Source organism: Rhizobium sp. 05L419 (genome assembly GCF_056397845.1).
In genome coordinates this window covers 24,791-40,533 of record NZ_JBFTOF010000022.1, presented here as the reverse complement: position 1 = coordinate 40,533, position 15,743 = coordinate 24,791, and the positions used below count along the sequence as shown (strand labels likewise).

Sequence of the window (15,743 nt, the reverse complement as noted above, 5' to 3'; positions counted from 1 at the left end):
GACGGGATATCATCAAATGTCAAGTGCGTTGACATTTGACAAAGTCACCCCTATCAAATGCGATCATGATCGTTGATTGGGAGATCGCTGACCTACCAAAGAGGAGGGAAGTCAGCCGCGTCGGGTGGACAAGAACCCGCGCAGAATCGATCCGGGAGGAAGAAATGACGGATACGAGACCGTTCGAGGCCCTGTGCCCCGAAACGCTGCCGCAGCGGCTGGGCGCCCTGCCGGTTCTCAGGGAAAGACTTGGCGCAAACAGCAATTTCTGGAGCGTGAAGGAGGTCGGCGACGGCAATCTCAACCTGGTCTTCATCGTCGAGGGTGAGCAAGGCAAGGCTATCGTCAAACAGGCGCTGCCCTATGTCCGTCTTGTCGGAGAGAGCTGGCCGCTTCCCCTCAAGCGCTCGTTCTTCGAATATCACGCACTGATGCGCCAGTCGGAGCGCGATCCGGGCGTGGTGCCGCAGATTTTCCATTTCGACGCCGAGCAGGCCATCATTGTCATGGAGTTCCTGTCGCCGCACGTCATCCTGAGGCGTGCCCTGATCGAGGGCCAGAAGTTGCCGAAGGTCGGTCGTGACCTTGGACTCTTCGCTGCGCGCACCCTTTTCCGCGGCTCGGACCTCGCCATGACGGCGCGCAAGCGCAAGGAGGACCTGGCCCTGTTTTCGGACAATGTCGAGCTCTGCGACATCACGGAGAACCTCGTCTTTTCCGATCCGTATTTCGAGGCAACGCTCAATCGGCACACCTCGCCCCAGCTTGACGGAATGGTTGCTCAACTCAGGGCCGACCGCGATCTGAAGGTCGAGGCGCAGAAGCTCAAGCACATTTTTGCCAGCCGGGCGGAGACGCTGCTGCATGGCGATCTCCATACCGGCTCCGTGATGGTGACGGCGAGTGAAACGCGCGTCATCGATCCCGAATTCGCATTCTACGGCCCGATAGCCTTCGACGTCGGCATGATGATCGCCAATTTCTGGATGAGCTTTTTTTCCCAGAGCGGTCACGAGGCGGATAAAAGCCGAGAAGGCATGCGGGACTACCTGCTTGCGGTCGTCGACGAGATCTGGACAACCTTCTGCGAGGAATTCTCGACCCTGTGGCGTTGCGAACGCACCGGCATCCTCTACCAGCGCTCGCTGTTTGAAGATAGCGGCGATCGCCTGGGTGCCGAACAGGCGCTCGACCATCTCCTGCGCGACATCTGGACCGACATGCTGGGCTTTGCCGGCGTCGAAATCCACCGCCGCATCCTCGGCCTTGCTCACAATGCCGATTTCGAAACCATTGCGGATTTGGACCTGCGTGGCCGCTGCGAGACGAAGGCGCTGAAGCTCGGTCGTCACCTCGTCGTCAATCGCCGTCACATCCACAGCCTCGCAGAGATCAACTCCCTGGCCAAACTGCTCGAAAAGGAGACAGTCAGTTGAAAGTCGGAGCGCGTCACTACCACACCATCTGGCTGAATGAGGACGGAGCCTCCGTCGATATCATTGACCAGCGGTGGCTGCCGCACGAATTTCGTGTCGCCACCCTGAAGACAGTCGCCGACGTGGCTGTCGCCATTCGCGACATGTGGGTCCGTGGCGCACCGCTGATCGGCGTGACCGCCGCCTATGGCGTCGCTCTGGCCATCGCCTCCGACAGCAGCAATGCAGCACTCGACGCAGTGTGGGAGGAACTTCACGAGACGCGGCCGACGGCAATCAACCTGCGCTGGGCACTGGACGCAATGCGCGGCCTCCTTCGTGAGCTGCCGGAAAACGAACGTGCCGAAGCTGCCTACAGGCGTGCGGCCGAGATTGCGGAAGAAGATGTCGAGCTCAACCGCAGCATCGGCATGAACGGGCTTGCCGTCATCCGCGAAATTGCAGCCCGCAAGAAGCCGGGAGAGCCAGTCAATATTCTTACCCATTGCAACGCCGGCTGGCTTGCTACCGTTGACTACGGCACGGCGACCGCGCCGATCTATCTCGCGGCGGAAGAGGGCATTGCCGTGCATGTTTATGTCGACGAGACACGGCCGCGCAATCAGGGGGCGCAACTGACAGCGTGGGAGCTGAACGGCCACGGCGTTCCCCATACGCTGATCGTCGACAATGCTGGCGGCCACCTCATGCAGCATGGCGACGTCGACATGGTGATTGTGGGCACCGACCGGACGACGGCGAACGGCGACGTCTGCAACAAGATCGGCACATATTTGAAGGCGCTTGCGGCCAGGGACAACAACGTTCCCTTCTATGTTGCTCTTCCGTCGCCGACCATCGACTGGACGGTGCATGACGGCATACGCGAAATTCCGATCGAGGAACGCAGTGGCGACGAGGTTACGTTCGTGCAGGGCCGCGGTGCCGACGGCGCGATCGTAAGCGTTCGCGTTTCACCGGAGGGCAGCCCGGCTGCCAATCCTGCGTTCGACGTGACGCCGGCACGCCTGATAACGGGTCTCATCACAGAGCGCGGCATTGCCGAAGCCTCGGCGGCGGGCCTGCAGTCGCTCTTTCCCGAGCGGAGATAATCCATGACCATACTGAACAAACAGCGCACCGAGGATGTTGCGGCCGGCATCCGCAAGCGTGTTTTCCTTCACACCATGCGTAACAATGGCGGCTATTTGAGCCAGGCCTGCTCGGCTGCCGAAAGCCTGGCATTTCTCTACAATGAGGCGCTCAATCTGGGGGAGCCGACGCTGCCTAAGGTGCCTCTACCCTTTGCGGGCGTTCCGTCTTCCAACAATCCGGACGCTTTCACCGGCGCCGGCTATCACGGCCCGTTTGAACCACAATACGACCGTTTCATCGTCTCTCCCGCCCATTATGCTCTGGTCATCTATTCGGCGCTGATTGAGGTCGGCCGCATGGATGAAGACGCGCTCGATCATTTCAACCGTGACGGCAGTTCCGTTGAGATGATCGGCGCCGAGCACAGCCCGGGCATGGAAGTGACGACTGGGTCGCTCGCCCAGGGCCTGTCCATGGCATCGGGTATTGCCTGGGCGCGCAAGCGCCGCGGCGAGCCCGGCAAGGTATGGGTCTACATGTCGGACGGCGAGTTCCAGGAGGGGCAGACCTGGGAGTGCCTTGCGGCGATGTGCTTCCATCGTATTGACAACATTCGCGTTGTCGTCGACGTCAACAGGCAGCAATGCGATGGAGCCATGTCGTCCGTTCTTGATCTCGGTGATCTGCCAGCCCGCGTTGCTGCCTTCGGTGCCACCTGCCGCTCGATCGACGGTCATGACCTGCAGGCATTCCGAACCGCCGCCGATAGTGCGGAGCCGGCCAAGCCGCTGGTCATCCTTGCCAACACGTCGCCCTTCGAAGGCATGCCTTTCCTGAAGAGGCGCTTTCCGCGCCTTCACTATGTCCGTTTCAAAACAGCCGATGAGCGCCATGAAATGCAGGCGGCCATCAGCGTCGAGCTCGGCGTCGATCCGGCAGAAATTGCGAGGGCCTGATCATGGTCGAAATCGTCAACCGCCCCTATGCCAGGGCTTTCGAGACCTTTGCTTCTGCGCGACCGGAGGTCTTGTGCCTGTCGGCGGATCTGACCTCGTCTTGCGAGGTCGACGGCTTTCGTGATCGCTATCCCGATCAGTTCCTGTCGCTGGGAATGGCCGAGCAGAATATGCTCTCCTTTGCCGGCGGGCTCGCAATGCAGGGTTTTCGCCCTTTCATCCACACGTTCTCCGTCTTCCTCTATCGCCGCCCCTACGACCAGCTGATCAGTTCCATCGCCTATTCCAACCGCAAGGTCCGGATGATGGGATTCCTGCCCGGCATCACCACGCCTGGAGGGATCACCCACCAGGCGATCGAAGATGTCTCCGTCATGCGCGCCATTCCCAACATGACGGTACTCGAAACCGGCGATGCCACCGAGGTGGAGAGCGTGCTGGATGTCGCAGACAGCATCGATGGCCCTGTCTATGTCCGTGTCCTGCGCGGCGAGGTGCCGCGGCTGTTTTCGACGCCGTTTGAATTCAATCGGCTGCGCACGCTCAGCGAAGGCGGCGATATCCTCGTTGTCACGTCGGGCGTGTGCACGGAAGAGGCGCTGCGTGCTGCCGGTCCGCTGAAGGATCGCGGTATTGGCATCCACCATCTGCATGCCTCGACGCTAAAGCCTTTCGACCGCGACGGGCTGATAAAGGCGGCGCGGGGCAAGAAAGGCGTGGTCACGCTCGAGAACCATACGATCAACGGTGGGCTCGGATCGCTGGTCGCGGAAATCCTCGCGGAGGAAGGGCTCGCCATCCGCCTTCGCAGGCTGGGCCTGGAGGACACCTTCGCACACGGCGCATCAAAGGCGTATCTCATGAAGAAGTATGCGCTCGACGCCGGGGCGCTGGTGCGGGTGATCGGCAAGTTGCTCGATCGTGATCTCGAGATCGCCGATGCCGAACTCGAGGCCGTGCGCCTCGACACGGTGCACTCGGCGCAGAAGGCAGAAGCACTCTGATGGCACAGCGATTTTCCGTCACCTATTGGCTGGGCGTTGCCGACGAACAGGAGGCGCGGGCGCGAGCATTGGATCTCTGCATTGAACAGACGGTGGAAATCCCGCGCGATATCGTTCCTGCGGGCTATGTCGAGGACGAGGTCGTCGGCCGGCTCGAAGCGCTTTTGCCCGGACGCGACGAGCGCGCCGGTTTCCTAGCAGACATCTCCTACAGCGAGGACGATGTCGGCGGTGACTTCCTCCAGCTTCTAAACATCATCTTCGGCAATTCCTCGATCAAGACGAGCACGCGCGTTGAGGCGATCCAGCTATCCGACGGCTTGCGCGCGCTTTGCCCCGGCCCGCGCTTCGGGGCAGAGGGATTGCGGGCTCGAACCGGAATCTTCTCCGGACCGCTCATCATGTCGGCGATCAAGCCGGTTGGTCTTTCGACGGGTGAACTTGCCAATCTCGCCCACAAATTTGCACTCGGCGGCATGCATCTTATCAAGGATGACCACGGGCTGGTCGATCAGCCGACCTCGCCCTTCGCCGAGCGCCTTGCAGCCTGTGTCGCGGCCGTCGAAGCGGCAAACGCCAAGACCGGCTATCAATGCGCCTATGTGCCGAACATTACCGGCTCGGCCTCGCAGATCTTCGAGAGGGCCTTTACAGCAAAGGAAGCCGGGGCGGGCGCCGTCATGCTCGCACCTTCTCTTGTGGGCTTCGACGTGTCGCGCAGCCTTGCCGCGGATGCCGATTTCGACTTGCCTATCGTGTCCCACCCAACCTTTGCCGGGGCCAACATCATCACGCCCACGACCGGCTTTTCGCACCGCTTCTTCTTYGGTACGCTGCAGCGGATGATGGGCGTGGATGCCGTGGTGTTTCCGAATTTCGGAGGCAGGTTCGGTTTCGCGCGCGAGGAGTGCCTGGCGATCCTCGAAGGCTGCACGGAAGATCTCGGTGGGCCGAGGCCCATCTTTCCCGCTCCCGGAGGCGGCATGACATTCGAGCGAATACCGGACATGCAGCGCGCCTATGGGGACCACGTGATCTATCTGATCGGCGGCGCGCTTCTGCGCGAAAGTGAGCTGGTCGGCGCGTGCCATGCACTAAGGGCCGGCATTGCCGCCGCGACGACTGCGTCGGGCAATTTCACGCCAGCCTCGTAACATTTGCAGGTCAACTCGAGGCAGTCGGTGAGCCTCGACATGCCTCCCGGCGCACCAAGACGCCAGCTGGCATGCGCCTCAGCCTTCGATGCCGAACCTCTCAGCATTGAGCTCGTCGTCGGCAAGATCGGTAACGCTGCGGTCGGTTTTGCTTGCAGCTTGCTCTCCAGGGAGGTGCACGCCGATAAGGCGAGGGGCCGTCAAGTCGATCGCAATGCCAGGCGGCTGGAGCGCCCATGTGACAAGTGCCCTCGCGGAGATAGCGCCGACGCCGGCCGAGACCTCCCGCAACTCGGTGGCAGGCACGGAGGCCGCAGGCTGCATCGTCGCAATGCGATTGATCGTCGAACTCTTGGCCTGATCTGTCACGAGCAGCTCGCCTCCCGGGCTCCGGCCCACGACAACGCTGGCAAATACGACAGGAGCGGCTTCGATCGGTGTGGGCGAAACGGATCCGCCGCTTCTGTCCGGCCGCAACGTCGGAAGCGGCACGCTCAGCGATGCGATTGCGGGGACGGGGCGGTCGCGGTTGTCGTCGTCGGCCTGTCTGCCGAGTTGTCGCGCCAGTCCGTTCTCGGCGCGGGTTCGAGGTATGGGCAGGAGAGCAGCGACGAGGCTTGCGCCACCCGTCAGATCGCCAGGCGCCATGGCGCCCGGCCCTGCATCGTCGTCGTCACCCTCCGTGCGAGCGCTCTCGATGGCCGACGGGCGAACGCGTTTCTTCTGATTCGCGACTGCCAGCTCATATCCCGGCAGAGGCCGGCCCTCCGCCGGCAGATGAAGGGTTCGACCACCTGGAAAGAGCCGCGCCAGCTCTTGCCGCGACATTCGGGGCCAGGCGCGAACGTTGCCGACATCCAGATGGACAAACGGCGATCCGGACGTCGGATAGTAGCCAACGCCGCCGACCTGCATCTGCATGGCCAGCCCGCGGAGTGTCGCGAGCTTCACGCCGGGGATGTAGAAGTCCATCGCCTTGCCAAGCATATGCTGGCTTTTCTTCGCGACGCCGGTGCTGCGCGAACGGTTTCGCAACATATTGTTGGTGGACGGGGAGCGATAGGCCGAGACGACGTGAATAGGCTCATTTGCGCCACTGCGATGATAGACTTCCCAGACCAGATCGAGCAGCCGCGGATCGATCTTGGTCGGCTCGTTCTTTCGCCAATCGCGCAGGAAGCGATTGATCTGCACGAGGCCCTTCGCGTCGAACCTGCCATTGCGCTTGAAGACGATGGTCGCTCTTTCGCCGGTGTGGGTGAAGAAGAGCTTCAGCGCCCGGTCGTCAGTCGCTGCCTGTGCAGCTCCCGTCATGACGGCCATCATCAACATGGCAACCAGTGCCGCCCGGTGGGCGACGAATGAAAAGAGCATGGCCAACGTGGTCGCCGGAATGTAAACGATTGCTTGATGCACGAACACGGTTCTCGTCGTTGGTGAAGGGCGCGGAAGTCAGGCGGCGTCGTATCGGCGACGTCGCTGCCTGCAACTATGGTCAACAGATCCCTAACGGACAGTTTATGGCAGCCGGAATGCCTGCATCAAAATCGTGCAGTGGCATGGGAGAATCCAGCGCATGCTCCCTTTCGGGAGGCGGAAGCCGTGGGTCACAAACTGAGTATTCAACGAACACGACGATATCGTCACCGACTTGCGCCGCGGGGAGCAAGCTCGGATCAGCCCATCGGCCGTCGTGCACGTCCCTGATGATCGCCGTTGGTATGACGCATCGCAGCCGCACAGCAAGCGGCTTCCAGATCTTGCTTTTCAGGTTTTTCCGGCATCTGCGAAACCGAGGAAATCGACCGACCATGCCTCGTCGGCATTCTCATCGATGACATCGCTGCCGTCTCCGGCGCCATAGTAGCAGGCGTCGCTCCCGGTGCCGCCGGACAACCGGTCGTCACCCGCTCGGGCATCGATCCAGCGATCGGCATCTGGACCGGATGCCAGGACCATCTCATGGCAGTTAGGCTCGGACGACCACACACTTGCAACCGCTGCGACCACGCATCCGAGGCATAGAGCGAGGTGGACAAGGCGCAGACAAGCTCCGACCGCGCGAGGCGATCAGACATAGCGGATTTCATCGGTATTGCGGGTCTTGCTGTCAGGGGGGAAGGATTATTGCCCTTCCGACACCCGCGACCGGTTCAGGATCGCGGCTGAGCCCCTGGATCAAGCAGTAGTTTGATCAAAGCACGCTGACGTTTTCAGCCTTCGACTTCCCGGTCTTGCGATCCTGGCCTAGGTCGTAGCTCACTCTTTGCCCATCCCGGAGCGAACTTGCGCCCTGCAGCGCGGATACGTGCACGAACACGTCAGCGCCACCATTTTCCGGCGTAATGAAGCCAAATCCCTTGTCGTCGTTGAAAAATTTAACGGTACCAGTGGCCATAACTCATCCTCGTTGCTTGCGCGGCTGTGTGCCGCGACGCAATACCTATAGCTCGACAGCCTCGTCTGCAACATGTACGTGCCTGAAGGCAGCGCGTCAGCGATATCGGCTGGCCATTTCTTCGGTCGCCTGGGAGTTCCAAGAGGAGATCGGCGGCCAGAACAGTCGACGGCGATCCGGCGGTGCGCCGGGTCAGGGGACGATGCCGCGGCAGGCCCAGGCAACGCTGACAAAAGACCGTGCCCCATCGGGCCGGCCTGCTTCGTAGGCGTCACGGACTGCGGCATCTGTCCGTGCACGCTCCGTGGCGTCGAGGGTCTCCATGAACTTTCCGAGCGGCCCTTCGCCCGCGGCAATCGGTGCCCAGAAGTCATCGAAGTTCTGGTAGTCCATTCGCACCATCAACTGGGTTTCTGTGACATCGGCCAGATTGTGGACAAGAAAACTTCGTCTCATTTCACCTGGCTGCATCATCGGTTGGAAGCAGTAGCGGGCGCGCAGCTGGCGGCCGCTGTCGCTGAGCGCCGCGACGGTATCGACTACCATGCGCATGGCGGGCATGCCCCCGAGATGATCCCACACGGCTGCGGCGACGACCCCACCCGGCCTGACGACCCGGCACATCTCGGCGACTGCCTTGTCGGCCTCCGGCACGAAGTGGAGCATGAGCAGCGCCAAGGCACGGTCGAACATGCCGGCGTCGAAGGGCAGGGCGCAGGCATCTGCCTGCCGGACCTTTATGCGCTGATCAGCACTACGCTTGACCGTCTCTTCGACAAAGACGGGAGCGTAGTCGATCGCGGCGATCTCGCTCAAATCGGCAGCGGCGGCAAGTGCGAAGGTCAGGCTTCCAGTGCCGCATCCGACGTCAAGAATCCTTTCGCCATCGGCAAGTCCGGTAAAGTCGATGAACAGAGGCGCGAGTTTTTTGCTCCAGCGACCCATGAGCTGCTCATAGTCACCCGCATCGTGGACATTGAAGCTTGATGTCATCGACGCCTCCATGCGCGAGCCCAAGTTAGTTTAGGCCGTCGCAGCGGTATTGCCAAGGAGCGAGCGCCATCATCGGTCGCCGGATTGCCCTCGATTCAAACTTTCAAATTGACACGCAGGTTGCCGCAGGGAGTGGTTCTAGAGAGATTTTCCGGCCAAGGTAAAATAGGCCCACGCTGCAACCAGTGCGATAACGACGCCCAGGACGGTCAGAAATTTGCGCCGTCCAGGCCGAGGTGTCTTCGGCGGCTTGGGCTTGCGGAACTTGATAACGTTGCCATTCGCCTGTGGGTCTTGCTTCATGCTTTGTCCTCTACTGCGTTGCCATCCATAGCAGCACCGGCTTCAACGAAAAAGCCACTCCGGTCCCGGAGCGCCTCGTCCTTTTGTCGGGCAGCGAAGGCAGGCTGACCCGGATAGCTACATCTAGCAGAGCGCACAGAACGCCTGATAAGGATCAAGCCATTCTTTCAAGATCGGCCAGCGTGACACCGTATCTGAGCGGCTCGCCCTTCAGGAACCGCTCGATCTCATCAACCGCCATTTCGCCCAGCCGCGTGCGTTCGAGCCCCACGGCGCCCGCAATATGCGGCGTGAGGAAGACGTTCGGGAGGTCGTAGAAGGCAGACGGCGGGTCCGGTATCTCCGGATCGGTCACGTCGATGATCGCATCGATCCGACCCGTCGAAAGTGTCGCGAGAAGCGCCGCCTCGTCGATGATGGCGCCCCGCGCCGTGTTGATGAGCGTTGCTCCGTCTTTCATCAATGCCAGCATGTGAGCATCGATCATATGGTGGGTCGATGGCAGGGACGGCGCGTGCAGCGATACGATGTCGGCGCTGCGCATGAGCGTATCGAGGTCGACTTTCTGCGCGCCCATCGCCGCGCAGTCCGATGCGCTCAAAGTGGGGTCGAAGAGCATGACCTTGACATCAAACGGCTTCAGCAGCTCGACGACGCGGCGACCGATGCGGGACGCACCGATGATGCCGACAGTCCGGCCGTAGTTGCCGATCGCAAGCCGCTGCATCATATAGGTACGGTCCCGATTGCGATCCGCGGTGTAGAACTCGCGGAACCGGAAGACCTGTTTGCCGGCAAAGAGAATGGCTGCAAGCGCAAACTCGGCAACCGGGACAGAATTGGCTTCTGCTGCGTGGCTGACGGCGATGCCCGCCTCGAAAACCTCGTCGCCGATGATGCCTTTCACAGTTCCCGCAGCATGGGCAACGATCTTCAGACCTCCAGCTGCCGAAAGCACGTCTCGACCGACATAGGGAGCCCCCCAGCCGGTGATCAGGACGTCCGTCTCGGGCAAGAGCCGCAAGGCGCGCTCGTCGTCAAAGGTCAGCAAGGGCTCCCGGTCCAGCAATCGGCCAAGCGTGTCCAGACGGTCGAGCAGACGATCTGGCAGGACGTGCTCTGTGCGGCCCGGCTGCATAGCAAGCACTATGCCGGGACGGTTCATGGCATCTGCCCCGGTGCCTCAATTGCGCTGACGGTGACGCCTTCCTTGGCCACCCAGGCTTCAAGCGTCGCGATATCGGGTGCCGCCGGGCGCTTCGTCCATGCGCCGGAAACGGCTGCCGGGTCGTCGAGCGCTAGCACGGCCGTCACCAAAATTGTTTCACCCGCAGGGATCTCGCCGCGCAATTGCGGCACCAGCGTCTTTGCGACGATCATGTTGGTGTTGGGCAACGCCTTCTGCGCCAGCCCCACGCGCTTCACGCCGGAGCCAAGATCGGCAATGCCGGAGAAATCGGCTTCTCCGATCACATGAGCGCTGGCCGCCTCAGCGGCGAGCGTATCGAGGTCGAAGTCGCGCTTGGCGATCGCGAAACCGCCTTCGGCGGTCTGCAGGGCACGCGGCGACTTGATCCGGTGGACGCGGACGTGCCACGGCGCGGCGGGAACCAGCCACGTCTCGACCGACACATCTTTGAAAGGCGACCACTTTGAATAGAGGGTGTCGCCCGCGAGTTTCGCTTCGGTGTTCGTCTCGCGCACGCGATAGTGCAATCCGTCATCGCTGAAGGCGAGCGCGGAATCAAAAGCCCCGCCGGCGAAACTCCGCTCGTCGGCTTCGACGCTGAAGCCGTATCGCGCCGAATATGCAAATTTGGCGTATTTCTCCGTGCCAAACCGCATCTGAAGGTTCTCCTGTCCCGACGAGAGCGACACGACATCGCCGCCGGCGCGCATCAGAACCATGCCGGGATGGCGCTGCGGTGCGACGCCTTCGGCCAGGGCCGGCGCCTTTTCTTTCGCGGTCCAGAATGGGTGATCATCCGGAATGGCCAGCGGCAGGAAGGCCTTGAACGCCCAATAGGGCGAACCTGCCGAGTTGTAGCTCTCCGACATCAGCAGGTTTGGATATCCGAAGCCGATCGACAGGATGCCGTCCCTGTTGGTCATCGGCTTATCCCTCCACCAGCGCAGATGCTGGAGGCAAAGATGCTTGACCTCTCCCCAGGCGAGCGCCTCCAGATCGGCAAAAGCGAGCGCCGACCAGAAGCCGGCGCAGGCGAACCGATAGGTCAGGCTGCGGCCGAACGGGATCGTGGCGCCATCCGGTGCAAACCAGTGGCGGAAGTCCTTGGCAAACAGGACGGCGCGCTCGCGATAGCGCTTCGCATAGTCGTCATCGACGAGCTTGGAATAGATCAACCCATAGAAATGCATTGCGAAGGGAATGTAGTGGTCGACGCGGCGCACATTGCCGTCGCGATACCAGCCATCGCCGACATAGAACCCCTCAAGCTCTTCGAGATACTGTTTCGTCAGGCTGCGGTCGAATTCGGCACCGACACGATCAAGAGCGATATCGACGAAGATGCGGAAAAATTTCCAGTTGTTGTCGGCATAGTCGAACTGCCGCGCATGCTTGAGATAGGCGATGACATTTGCACGCGCCCTGTCGCCAAGCGGCTCCCAGATCTTGTCCGGAACGAGCACGAGTGCAAAGCCGAGCGCCGCCAGCTCGACCATGCGCTGGTCACGGCCGTGAACGGTGCCCCAATATTCCGGGTGATCGGGGTCGGTTCCGTTGGCAAGGCCTTCGGCAAAGCGGTGCCAGTGGGCAAAGTCACCCCTTCCAGTACCAAACGGCGCCAGTCCCCAGAGGGGGCGGGCAAAACCTTCCAGGTCGGCGGCCGCGCGATCGAAATGGGCGCCCGCGCCATCCAGCCGAACGCGGGCATTGCCTTTCGAGAAATAGGGCAGAAGCGGATCGAAGAGATCGAGGAGGGCGCGGCTCATGTCCCCGCGCGTTTCCAGCGGATTGCCTGCTAGCGGATTGGCGCTGGCCGGATCATAGGTCATCGGTTTTGCTCATCGGTTTTCGGCATGGGCACGGTGCCCCCGGCGACGGGGACGACCGCATGGCATACGTGGCGTGCAGGTGCCGCCCGGTCTCGGAAACGGGCGAGCATCAGGCCAATCGCCTCGCGGCCAAGTGCGGCGCGATCGACGCGCATGGTGGAAAGCGGTGGATCGGTCATCAGGGCACAGGGCAGATCATCAAAGCCGACGATCGCAAAGTCCTCTGGCACACGAAGCCCCGCCTCGGTTACGGCCTCGAGCACACCGACCGCAATGAAGTCGTTCATGCAGAAGGCGGCGGTAAAACCCGCATCCTCGGCGAGTATGGCGGCCGCCAGCTCATGGGCCTCCCGGCTGGCACTCCCATGGAAACTCATGGGCACGATCCGACTGTCAGCGCCCTCGACGGCTGCGACTGCCGCATCAAAGCCCCTGACGCGCTCGCGGATGGTATGGCGATGCGAGCCGGTGAAATGCAAGATCTTGCGATGTCCGGCCGCGAGCAACCGACCGACAGCCTGGAAGGCGCCGAAGAAATTCGCCGGCGAAACGCCATCAAGGCAAAGTTGCGGATCCGTGCCGTTGACAAGGACGACGGGAACTTTCTCTGCCTCGATCCATCGCCGAAGCGCAGGGCTCGGATCGATGCCGACGAGAAACAGTCCTTCCGCCTTGGCCGTGGACATATAGTCGCCAATGACGTCTTGCGTCGCGCGATCCTCTCGAACCAACCTGACCTCGAAGGGCATTGCTCCCTCCAGGGCACCAGCACGCAAGCCCTCGACGATCGATTCGTAAAAGACGCTAAGCCCGCCTGTCATGCCGTCGCTGGCGATGAGCGCAAGGCCGCCGCGGACCGGTTCGGGCGCGACTTTCGCTTGATAGCCATGCGCGGCAGCAACACGCAGAATGTGCTCCCTCACACTCGCGCTGATGCCCGGCTCATTGGCCAGAACACGAGATACGGTCGCTACGGAGACGCCTGCGGTGGCTGCAATATCGGCCTGGCGCGGCCGCTTCGGTTTGATTTCGCTCATAGAGCAACTTTTATGCAAATAACGCAAATTTGCAATAGGAAGGATATTCTATTGCAAAAAAGAATCTTTTGCGTAGTCTGGCACACGAAAATGCCCGAAAGACGTTGGAGGACGCGGAGGGCATGAAAAAGGAGGATCATCATGCAGATCAATCGACGTTCATTTCTGATGGGTTCGGCAGGCGTTGCAACCGGCCTTGCATTCGGTGGGGCAAGCGCCGTGCCTGCCTTCGCCGAGGATGCTCAGCTCCGCGCCATGTGGTGGGGCTCGAACGACCGCGCAAAGCGCACGCTGGATGTCGCCAGGCTCTATCAAGAGAAGACTCCAGGCGTGACGATCGTCGGCGAATCCTTGAGCGGTGACGGCTACTGGACAAAGCTCGCGACGCAGATGGCCGGCCGCGCGATCGCCGACGTCTTCCAGCTCGAGCCCGGGACGATCTCTGACTACTCCAAGCGGGGCGCCTGCCTGCCGCTCGACGAATTTGTGCCTTCGACGCTCAAGGTCGATGCTTTCGGCAAGGACGTCCTGAAGCTGACGACGGTTGACGGAAAGCTCTATGGCATTGGCCTCGGCCTCAATTCCTTCGCGCTCTTCTTCGATCAGACGGCCTTCGAGAAGGCCGGCATTCCGCTACCTACGCCTGATCTGACCTGGGACGAATACGCCAAGCTGGCCGTCGAGCTGACGAAGGCTGGCGGCAAAGACAATTATTGGGGTGGCCCATACGGCGCCCGCTACACCTATGTGTTCGATGCCTGGCTGCGCCAGCGCGGCAAGAGCCTCTACAACAACGGCACGCTTGGCTTCGATGTCGAAGATGCCAAGGAGTGGTACAGCTTCTGGGAGGAGCTGCGCAAGAAAGGCGGCACGGTGGCCGCCGACGTCCAAACACTGGACCAGAACACCATCGACACCAACGCTTTGGCGCTCGGTAAGTCGGCTATGGGCATGGCCTATTCCAATCAGCTCGTCGGCTACCAACTGATCTCGAAGAGCAAGCTGGCCATCACGACGCTGCCCCGCGAGAAAAAGGGCGGCCCTTCAGGCCATTACTATCGCCCGGCACTCATCTGGAGCGTTGGCGCGACGACGAAGAACGGCGAAGCGGCCGCAAGGTTCATCGACTTCTTCGTCAATGATCCGGAGGCCGGCAAGATCCTTGGCGTCGAGCGCGGCGTTCCGATGTCGCCGGCGGTGCGCGAAGCCATATTGCCGAACCTCAACCCGACGGAGCAGGCGACGGTCAAATATGTCAACCTTCTGAAGGATCAGGTTGGCGACTATCCCGCCCCTGCGCCATTGGGGTCGACAGAGTTCGACCAGCGTGTGTTCCGCCCAATTGCCGACGAGCTGGCATTCGAACAGACGACACCTGCCGACGCGGCCGCGCGGCTCGTGCAGGAGGGGAAGGCCACGATCCGGAGCTGACGTTCGCTGCATGTTTCTGACGACAGGGAGCCCGCGTGTTGCGACTTCCGCTGACACTCCGGTTCGGCGAGGCGCTCATTGCCGAACGGGAAGTTTCGGTCGCCAAAGCCGCCGAAGCGAGTGTTGTCTGCGTTGCCGCATTCACGCGGGCTTCAGTTCTTTTCGCCACGGCAGCGCCGTCAGGCCCCATCATCGACAGTCTGGGACACCACGCATAGGGGAGCACCATGCGCAAAGCGATCATCGTTTGGGGCGGATGGCAGGGACACGAGCCGGAGCAGTGCGCAGGCATCGTCGGCGAACTCCTGGCGGAAGACGGCTTCCGGACCGAGGTCACCAACGATCTCGGCATTCTCGGTTCCCCGGTGCTGACCAAATCCCATCTGCTTGTGCCTGTGATCACGGGCGGCACCCTGGAGAGGGCCCAGGCGGACGCGCTCGTCGAAGCCGTACGCGGCGGCCTCGGCCTCGGCGGCCACCATGGCGCGCTTGCCACCTCATTCAAAGAAAGCGCTCCCTTCCGTTACGTCTCGGGCGTCACCTGGGTGGCCCATCCCGGCAATATCATCGACTTCCGCGTCGCGATCACCCGTCAGGACGACCCCGTGATGGAGGGCATTGCGGATTTCGACTATCGCTCGGAGCAATACTATCTCCACTACGACCCGTCGGTCGAAATCCTCGCCACCACCACCTTCACCGGCACATACGACGCGGCGGCGCGAAACGTCACCATGCCCGTCGTCTTCAAACGTTATTTCGGTGCCGGTCGCATCTTCTATTCAGCGCTCGGCCACTGCGCTGCAGAATTCGACCACCCCTCTATGCCCCTTATCCTGCGCCGCGGCCTCAGCTGGGCCGCGCGCCAGTAACCGGCCCAGGGACAAGACCATGTCCATCCAAGCCGCCCCATCGCGCCGCGCGCTGGGTTGGCCTTCG

Annotated in this window: 16 protein-coding genes; 8 read left to right on the top strand and 8 right to left on the bottom strand. The window is 61.7% G+C overall.

The genetic code is table 11. The features are described 5' to 3' along the window. Nucleotides 1-164: 164 nt before the first annotated feature. The 5 genes from mtnK to AC1DMK_RS23215 are packed head-to-tail and all read left to right on the top strand — an operon-like array spanning nucleotide 165 to nucleotide 5,624. The gene (gene mtnK / locus AC1DMK_RS23235; protein WP_477862345.1) at nucleotides 165-1,436 is read left to right on the top strand and encodes an S-methyl-5-thioribose kinase; all 1,272 of its coding nucleotides are present in this window, start codon (nucleotides 165-167) and stop codon (nucleotides 1,434-1,436) included. Then, nucleotides 1,433-2,527, top strand: a complete 1,095-nt coding sequence (gene mtnA, locus AC1DMK_RS23230; RefSeq protein WP_477862343.1) for an S-methyl-5-thioribose-1-phosphate isomerase — start codon at nucleotides 1,433-1,435, stop codon at nucleotides 2,525-2,527. Before mtnK ends, mtnA begins: the two co-directional genes overlap by 4 nt. 3 nt (nucleotides 2,528-2,530) lie before the next feature. Next, complete coding sequence (locus tag AC1DMK_RS23225) at nucleotides 2,531-3,466, top strand: thiamine pyrophosphate-dependent enzyme (RefSeq protein WP_037058061.1); 936 nt, start codon at nucleotides 2,531-2,533, stop codon at nucleotides 3,464-3,466. 2 nt (nucleotides 3,467-3,468) lie between these two features. After that, nucleotides 3,469-4,470, top strand: a complete 1,002-nt coding sequence (locus AC1DMK_RS23220; protein WP_477862341.1) for a transketolase family protein — start codon at nucleotides 3,469-3,471, stop codon at nucleotides 4,468-4,470. Beyond that, nucleotides 4,470-5,624, top strand: a complete 1,155-nt coding sequence (locus tag AC1DMK_RS23215; RefSeq protein WP_477862339.1) for a RuBisCO large subunit C-terminal-like domain-containing protein — start codon at nucleotides 4,470-4,472, stop codon at nucleotides 5,622-5,624. The genes AC1DMK_RS23220 and AC1DMK_RS23215 overlap by 1 nt, the downstream gene beginning before the upstream one ends. 78 nt (nucleotides 5,625-5,702) lie before the next feature. On the opposite strand, the gene AC1DMK_RS23210 is transcribed toward AC1DMK_RS23215, so the two are convergent. The 8 genes from AC1DMK_RS23210 to AC1DMK_RS23175 form a co-directional block, all read right to left on the bottom strand. Further along, entirely contained in the window at nucleotides 5,703-7,046 is a 1,344-nt protein-coding gene (locus AC1DMK_RS23210) for a peptidoglycan L,D-endopeptidase MepK (protein WP_477862337.1), read from the bottom strand. A gap of 345 nt (nucleotides 7,047-7,391) precedes the next feature. Then, the gene (locus AC1DMK_RS23205; RefSeq protein WP_477862335.1) at nucleotides 7,392-7,583 is read right to left on the bottom strand and encodes a hypothetical protein; all 192 of its coding nucleotides are present in this window, start codon (nucleotides 7,581-7,583) and stop codon (nucleotides 7,392-7,394) included. A gap of 235 nt (nucleotides 7,584-7,818) precedes the next feature. Beyond that, nucleotides 7,819-8,022, bottom strand: coding sequence for a cold-shock protein (locus tag AC1DMK_RS23200; RefSeq protein WP_037058066.1), 204 nt, complete (start codon nucleotides 8,020-8,022; stop codon nucleotides 7,819-7,821). Nucleotides 8,023-8,214: 192 nt separating this feature from the next. Then, nucleotides 8,215-9,015: a class I SAM-dependent methyltransferase gene (locus AC1DMK_RS23195; protein WP_477862333.1), complete on the bottom strand. Its 801-nt coding sequence runs from the start codon at nucleotides 9,013-9,015 to the stop codon at nucleotides 8,215-8,217. Nucleotides 9,016-9,153: 138 nt separating this feature from the next. After that, on the bottom strand, nucleotides 9,154-9,318 hold the full coding sequence (locus AC1DMK_RS23190) for a hypothetical protein (RefSeq protein ID WP_196246709.1): 165 nt from the start codon (nucleotides 9,316-9,318) through the stop codon (nucleotides 9,154-9,156). 154 nt (nucleotides 9,319-9,472) lie between these two features. Continuing rightward, entirely contained in the window at nucleotides 9,473-10,483 is a 1,011-nt protein-coding gene (locus AC1DMK_RS23185; RefSeq protein WP_037058070.1) for a hydroxyacid dehydrogenase, read from the bottom strand. Then, nucleotides 10,480-12,336, bottom strand: a complete 1,857-nt coding sequence (locus AC1DMK_RS23180) for a DUF2264 domain-containing protein (RefSeq protein ID WP_477862332.1) — start codon at nucleotides 12,334-12,336, stop codon at nucleotides 10,480-10,482. Before AC1DMK_RS23180 ends, AC1DMK_RS23185 begins: the two co-directional genes overlap by 4 nt. Beyond that, a complete protein-coding gene (locus tag AC1DMK_RS23175; RefSeq protein WP_037058072.1) occupies nucleotides 12,333-13,373 on the bottom strand; it encodes a LacI family DNA-binding transcriptional regulator in 1,041 nt (346 codons plus the stop codon). Before AC1DMK_RS23175 ends, AC1DMK_RS23180 begins: the two co-directional genes overlap by 4 nt. A 141-nt stretch (nucleotides 13,374-13,514) precedes the next feature. Here AC1DMK_RS23175 and AC1DMK_RS23170 point away from each other — a divergent pair, with 141 nt between their 5' ends. The 3 genes from AC1DMK_RS23170 to AC1DMK_RS23160 are packed head-to-tail and all read left to right on the top strand — an operon-like array spanning nucleotide 13,515 to nucleotide 15,676. Next, nucleotides 13,515-14,804, top strand: coding sequence for an ABC transporter substrate-binding protein (locus tag AC1DMK_RS23170; RefSeq protein ID WP_037058074.1), 1,290 nt, complete (start codon nucleotides 13,515-13,517; stop codon nucleotides 14,802-14,804). Between the two features lie 35 nt (nucleotides 14,805-14,839). Further along, nucleotides 14,840-15,022 carry a hypothetical protein gene (locus tag AC1DMK_RS23165; protein ID WP_477862329.1) on the top strand — a complete coding sequence of 61 codons (183 nt, stop codon included), beginning with the start codon at nucleotides 14,840-14,842 and terminating at the stop codon, nucleotides 15,020-15,022. 9 nt (nucleotides 15,023-15,031) lie between these two features. Further along, on the top strand, nucleotides 15,032-15,676 hold the full coding sequence (locus AC1DMK_RS23160) for a ThuA domain-containing protein (protein ID WP_477862327.1): 645 nt from the start codon (nucleotides 15,032-15,034) through the stop codon (nucleotides 15,674-15,676). Nucleotides 15,677-15,743 lie beyond the last annotated feature (67 nt).

What these genes read in the sequence shown, in the direction of transcription:
- mtnK (WP_477862345.1), top strand. Translation starts at nt 165, where the DNA reads ATGACGGATACGAGACCGTTCGAGGCCCTGTGCCCCGAAACGCTGCCG.
- AC1DMK_RS23225 (WP_037058061.1), top strand. Translation starts at nt 2,531, where the DNA reads ATGACCATACTGAACAAACAGCGCACCGAGGATGTTGCGGCCGGCATC.
- AC1DMK_RS23220 (WP_477862341.1), top strand. Translation starts at nt 3,469, where the DNA reads ATGGTCGAAATCGTCAACCGCCCCTATGCCAGGGCTTTCGAGACCTTT.
- AC1DMK_RS23205 (WP_477862335.1), bottom strand. Translation starts at nt 7,583, where the DNA reads ATGGTCCTGGCATCCGGTCCAGATGCCGATCGCTGGATCGATGCCCGA.
- AC1DMK_RS23200 (WP_037058066.1), bottom strand. Translation starts at nt 8,022, where the DNA reads ATGGCCACTGGTACCGTTAAATTTTTCAACGACGACAAGGGATTTGGC.
- AC1DMK_RS23195 (WP_477862333.1), bottom strand. Translation starts at nt 9,015, where the DNA reads ATGACATCAAGCTTCAATGTCCACGATGCGGGTGACTATGAGCAGCTC.
- AC1DMK_RS23190 (WP_196246709.1), bottom strand. Translation starts at nt 9,318, where the DNA reads ATGAAGCAAGACCCACAGGCGAATGGCAACGTTATCAAGTTCCGCAAG.
- AC1DMK_RS23185 (WP_037058070.1), bottom strand. Translation starts at nt 10,483, where the DNA reads ATGAACCGTCCCGGCATAGTGCTTGCTATGCAGCCGGGCCGCACAGAG.
- AC1DMK_RS23180 (WP_477862332.1), bottom strand. Translation starts at nt 12,336, where the DNA reads ATGACCTATGATCCGGCCAGCGCCAATCCGCTAGCAGGCAATCCGCTG.
- AC1DMK_RS23175 (WP_037058072.1), bottom strand. Translation starts at nt 13,373, where the DNA reads ATGAGCGAAATCAAACCGAAGCGGCCGCGCCAGGCCGATATTGCAGCC.
- AC1DMK_RS23170 (WP_037058074.1), top strand. Translation starts at nt 13,515, where the DNA reads ATGCAGATCAATCGACGTTCATTTCTGATGGGTTCGGCAGGCGTTGCA.
- AC1DMK_RS23160 (WP_477862327.1), top strand. Translation starts at nt 15,032, where the DNA reads ATGCGCAAAGCGATCATCGTTTGGGGCGGATGGCAGGGACACGAGCCG.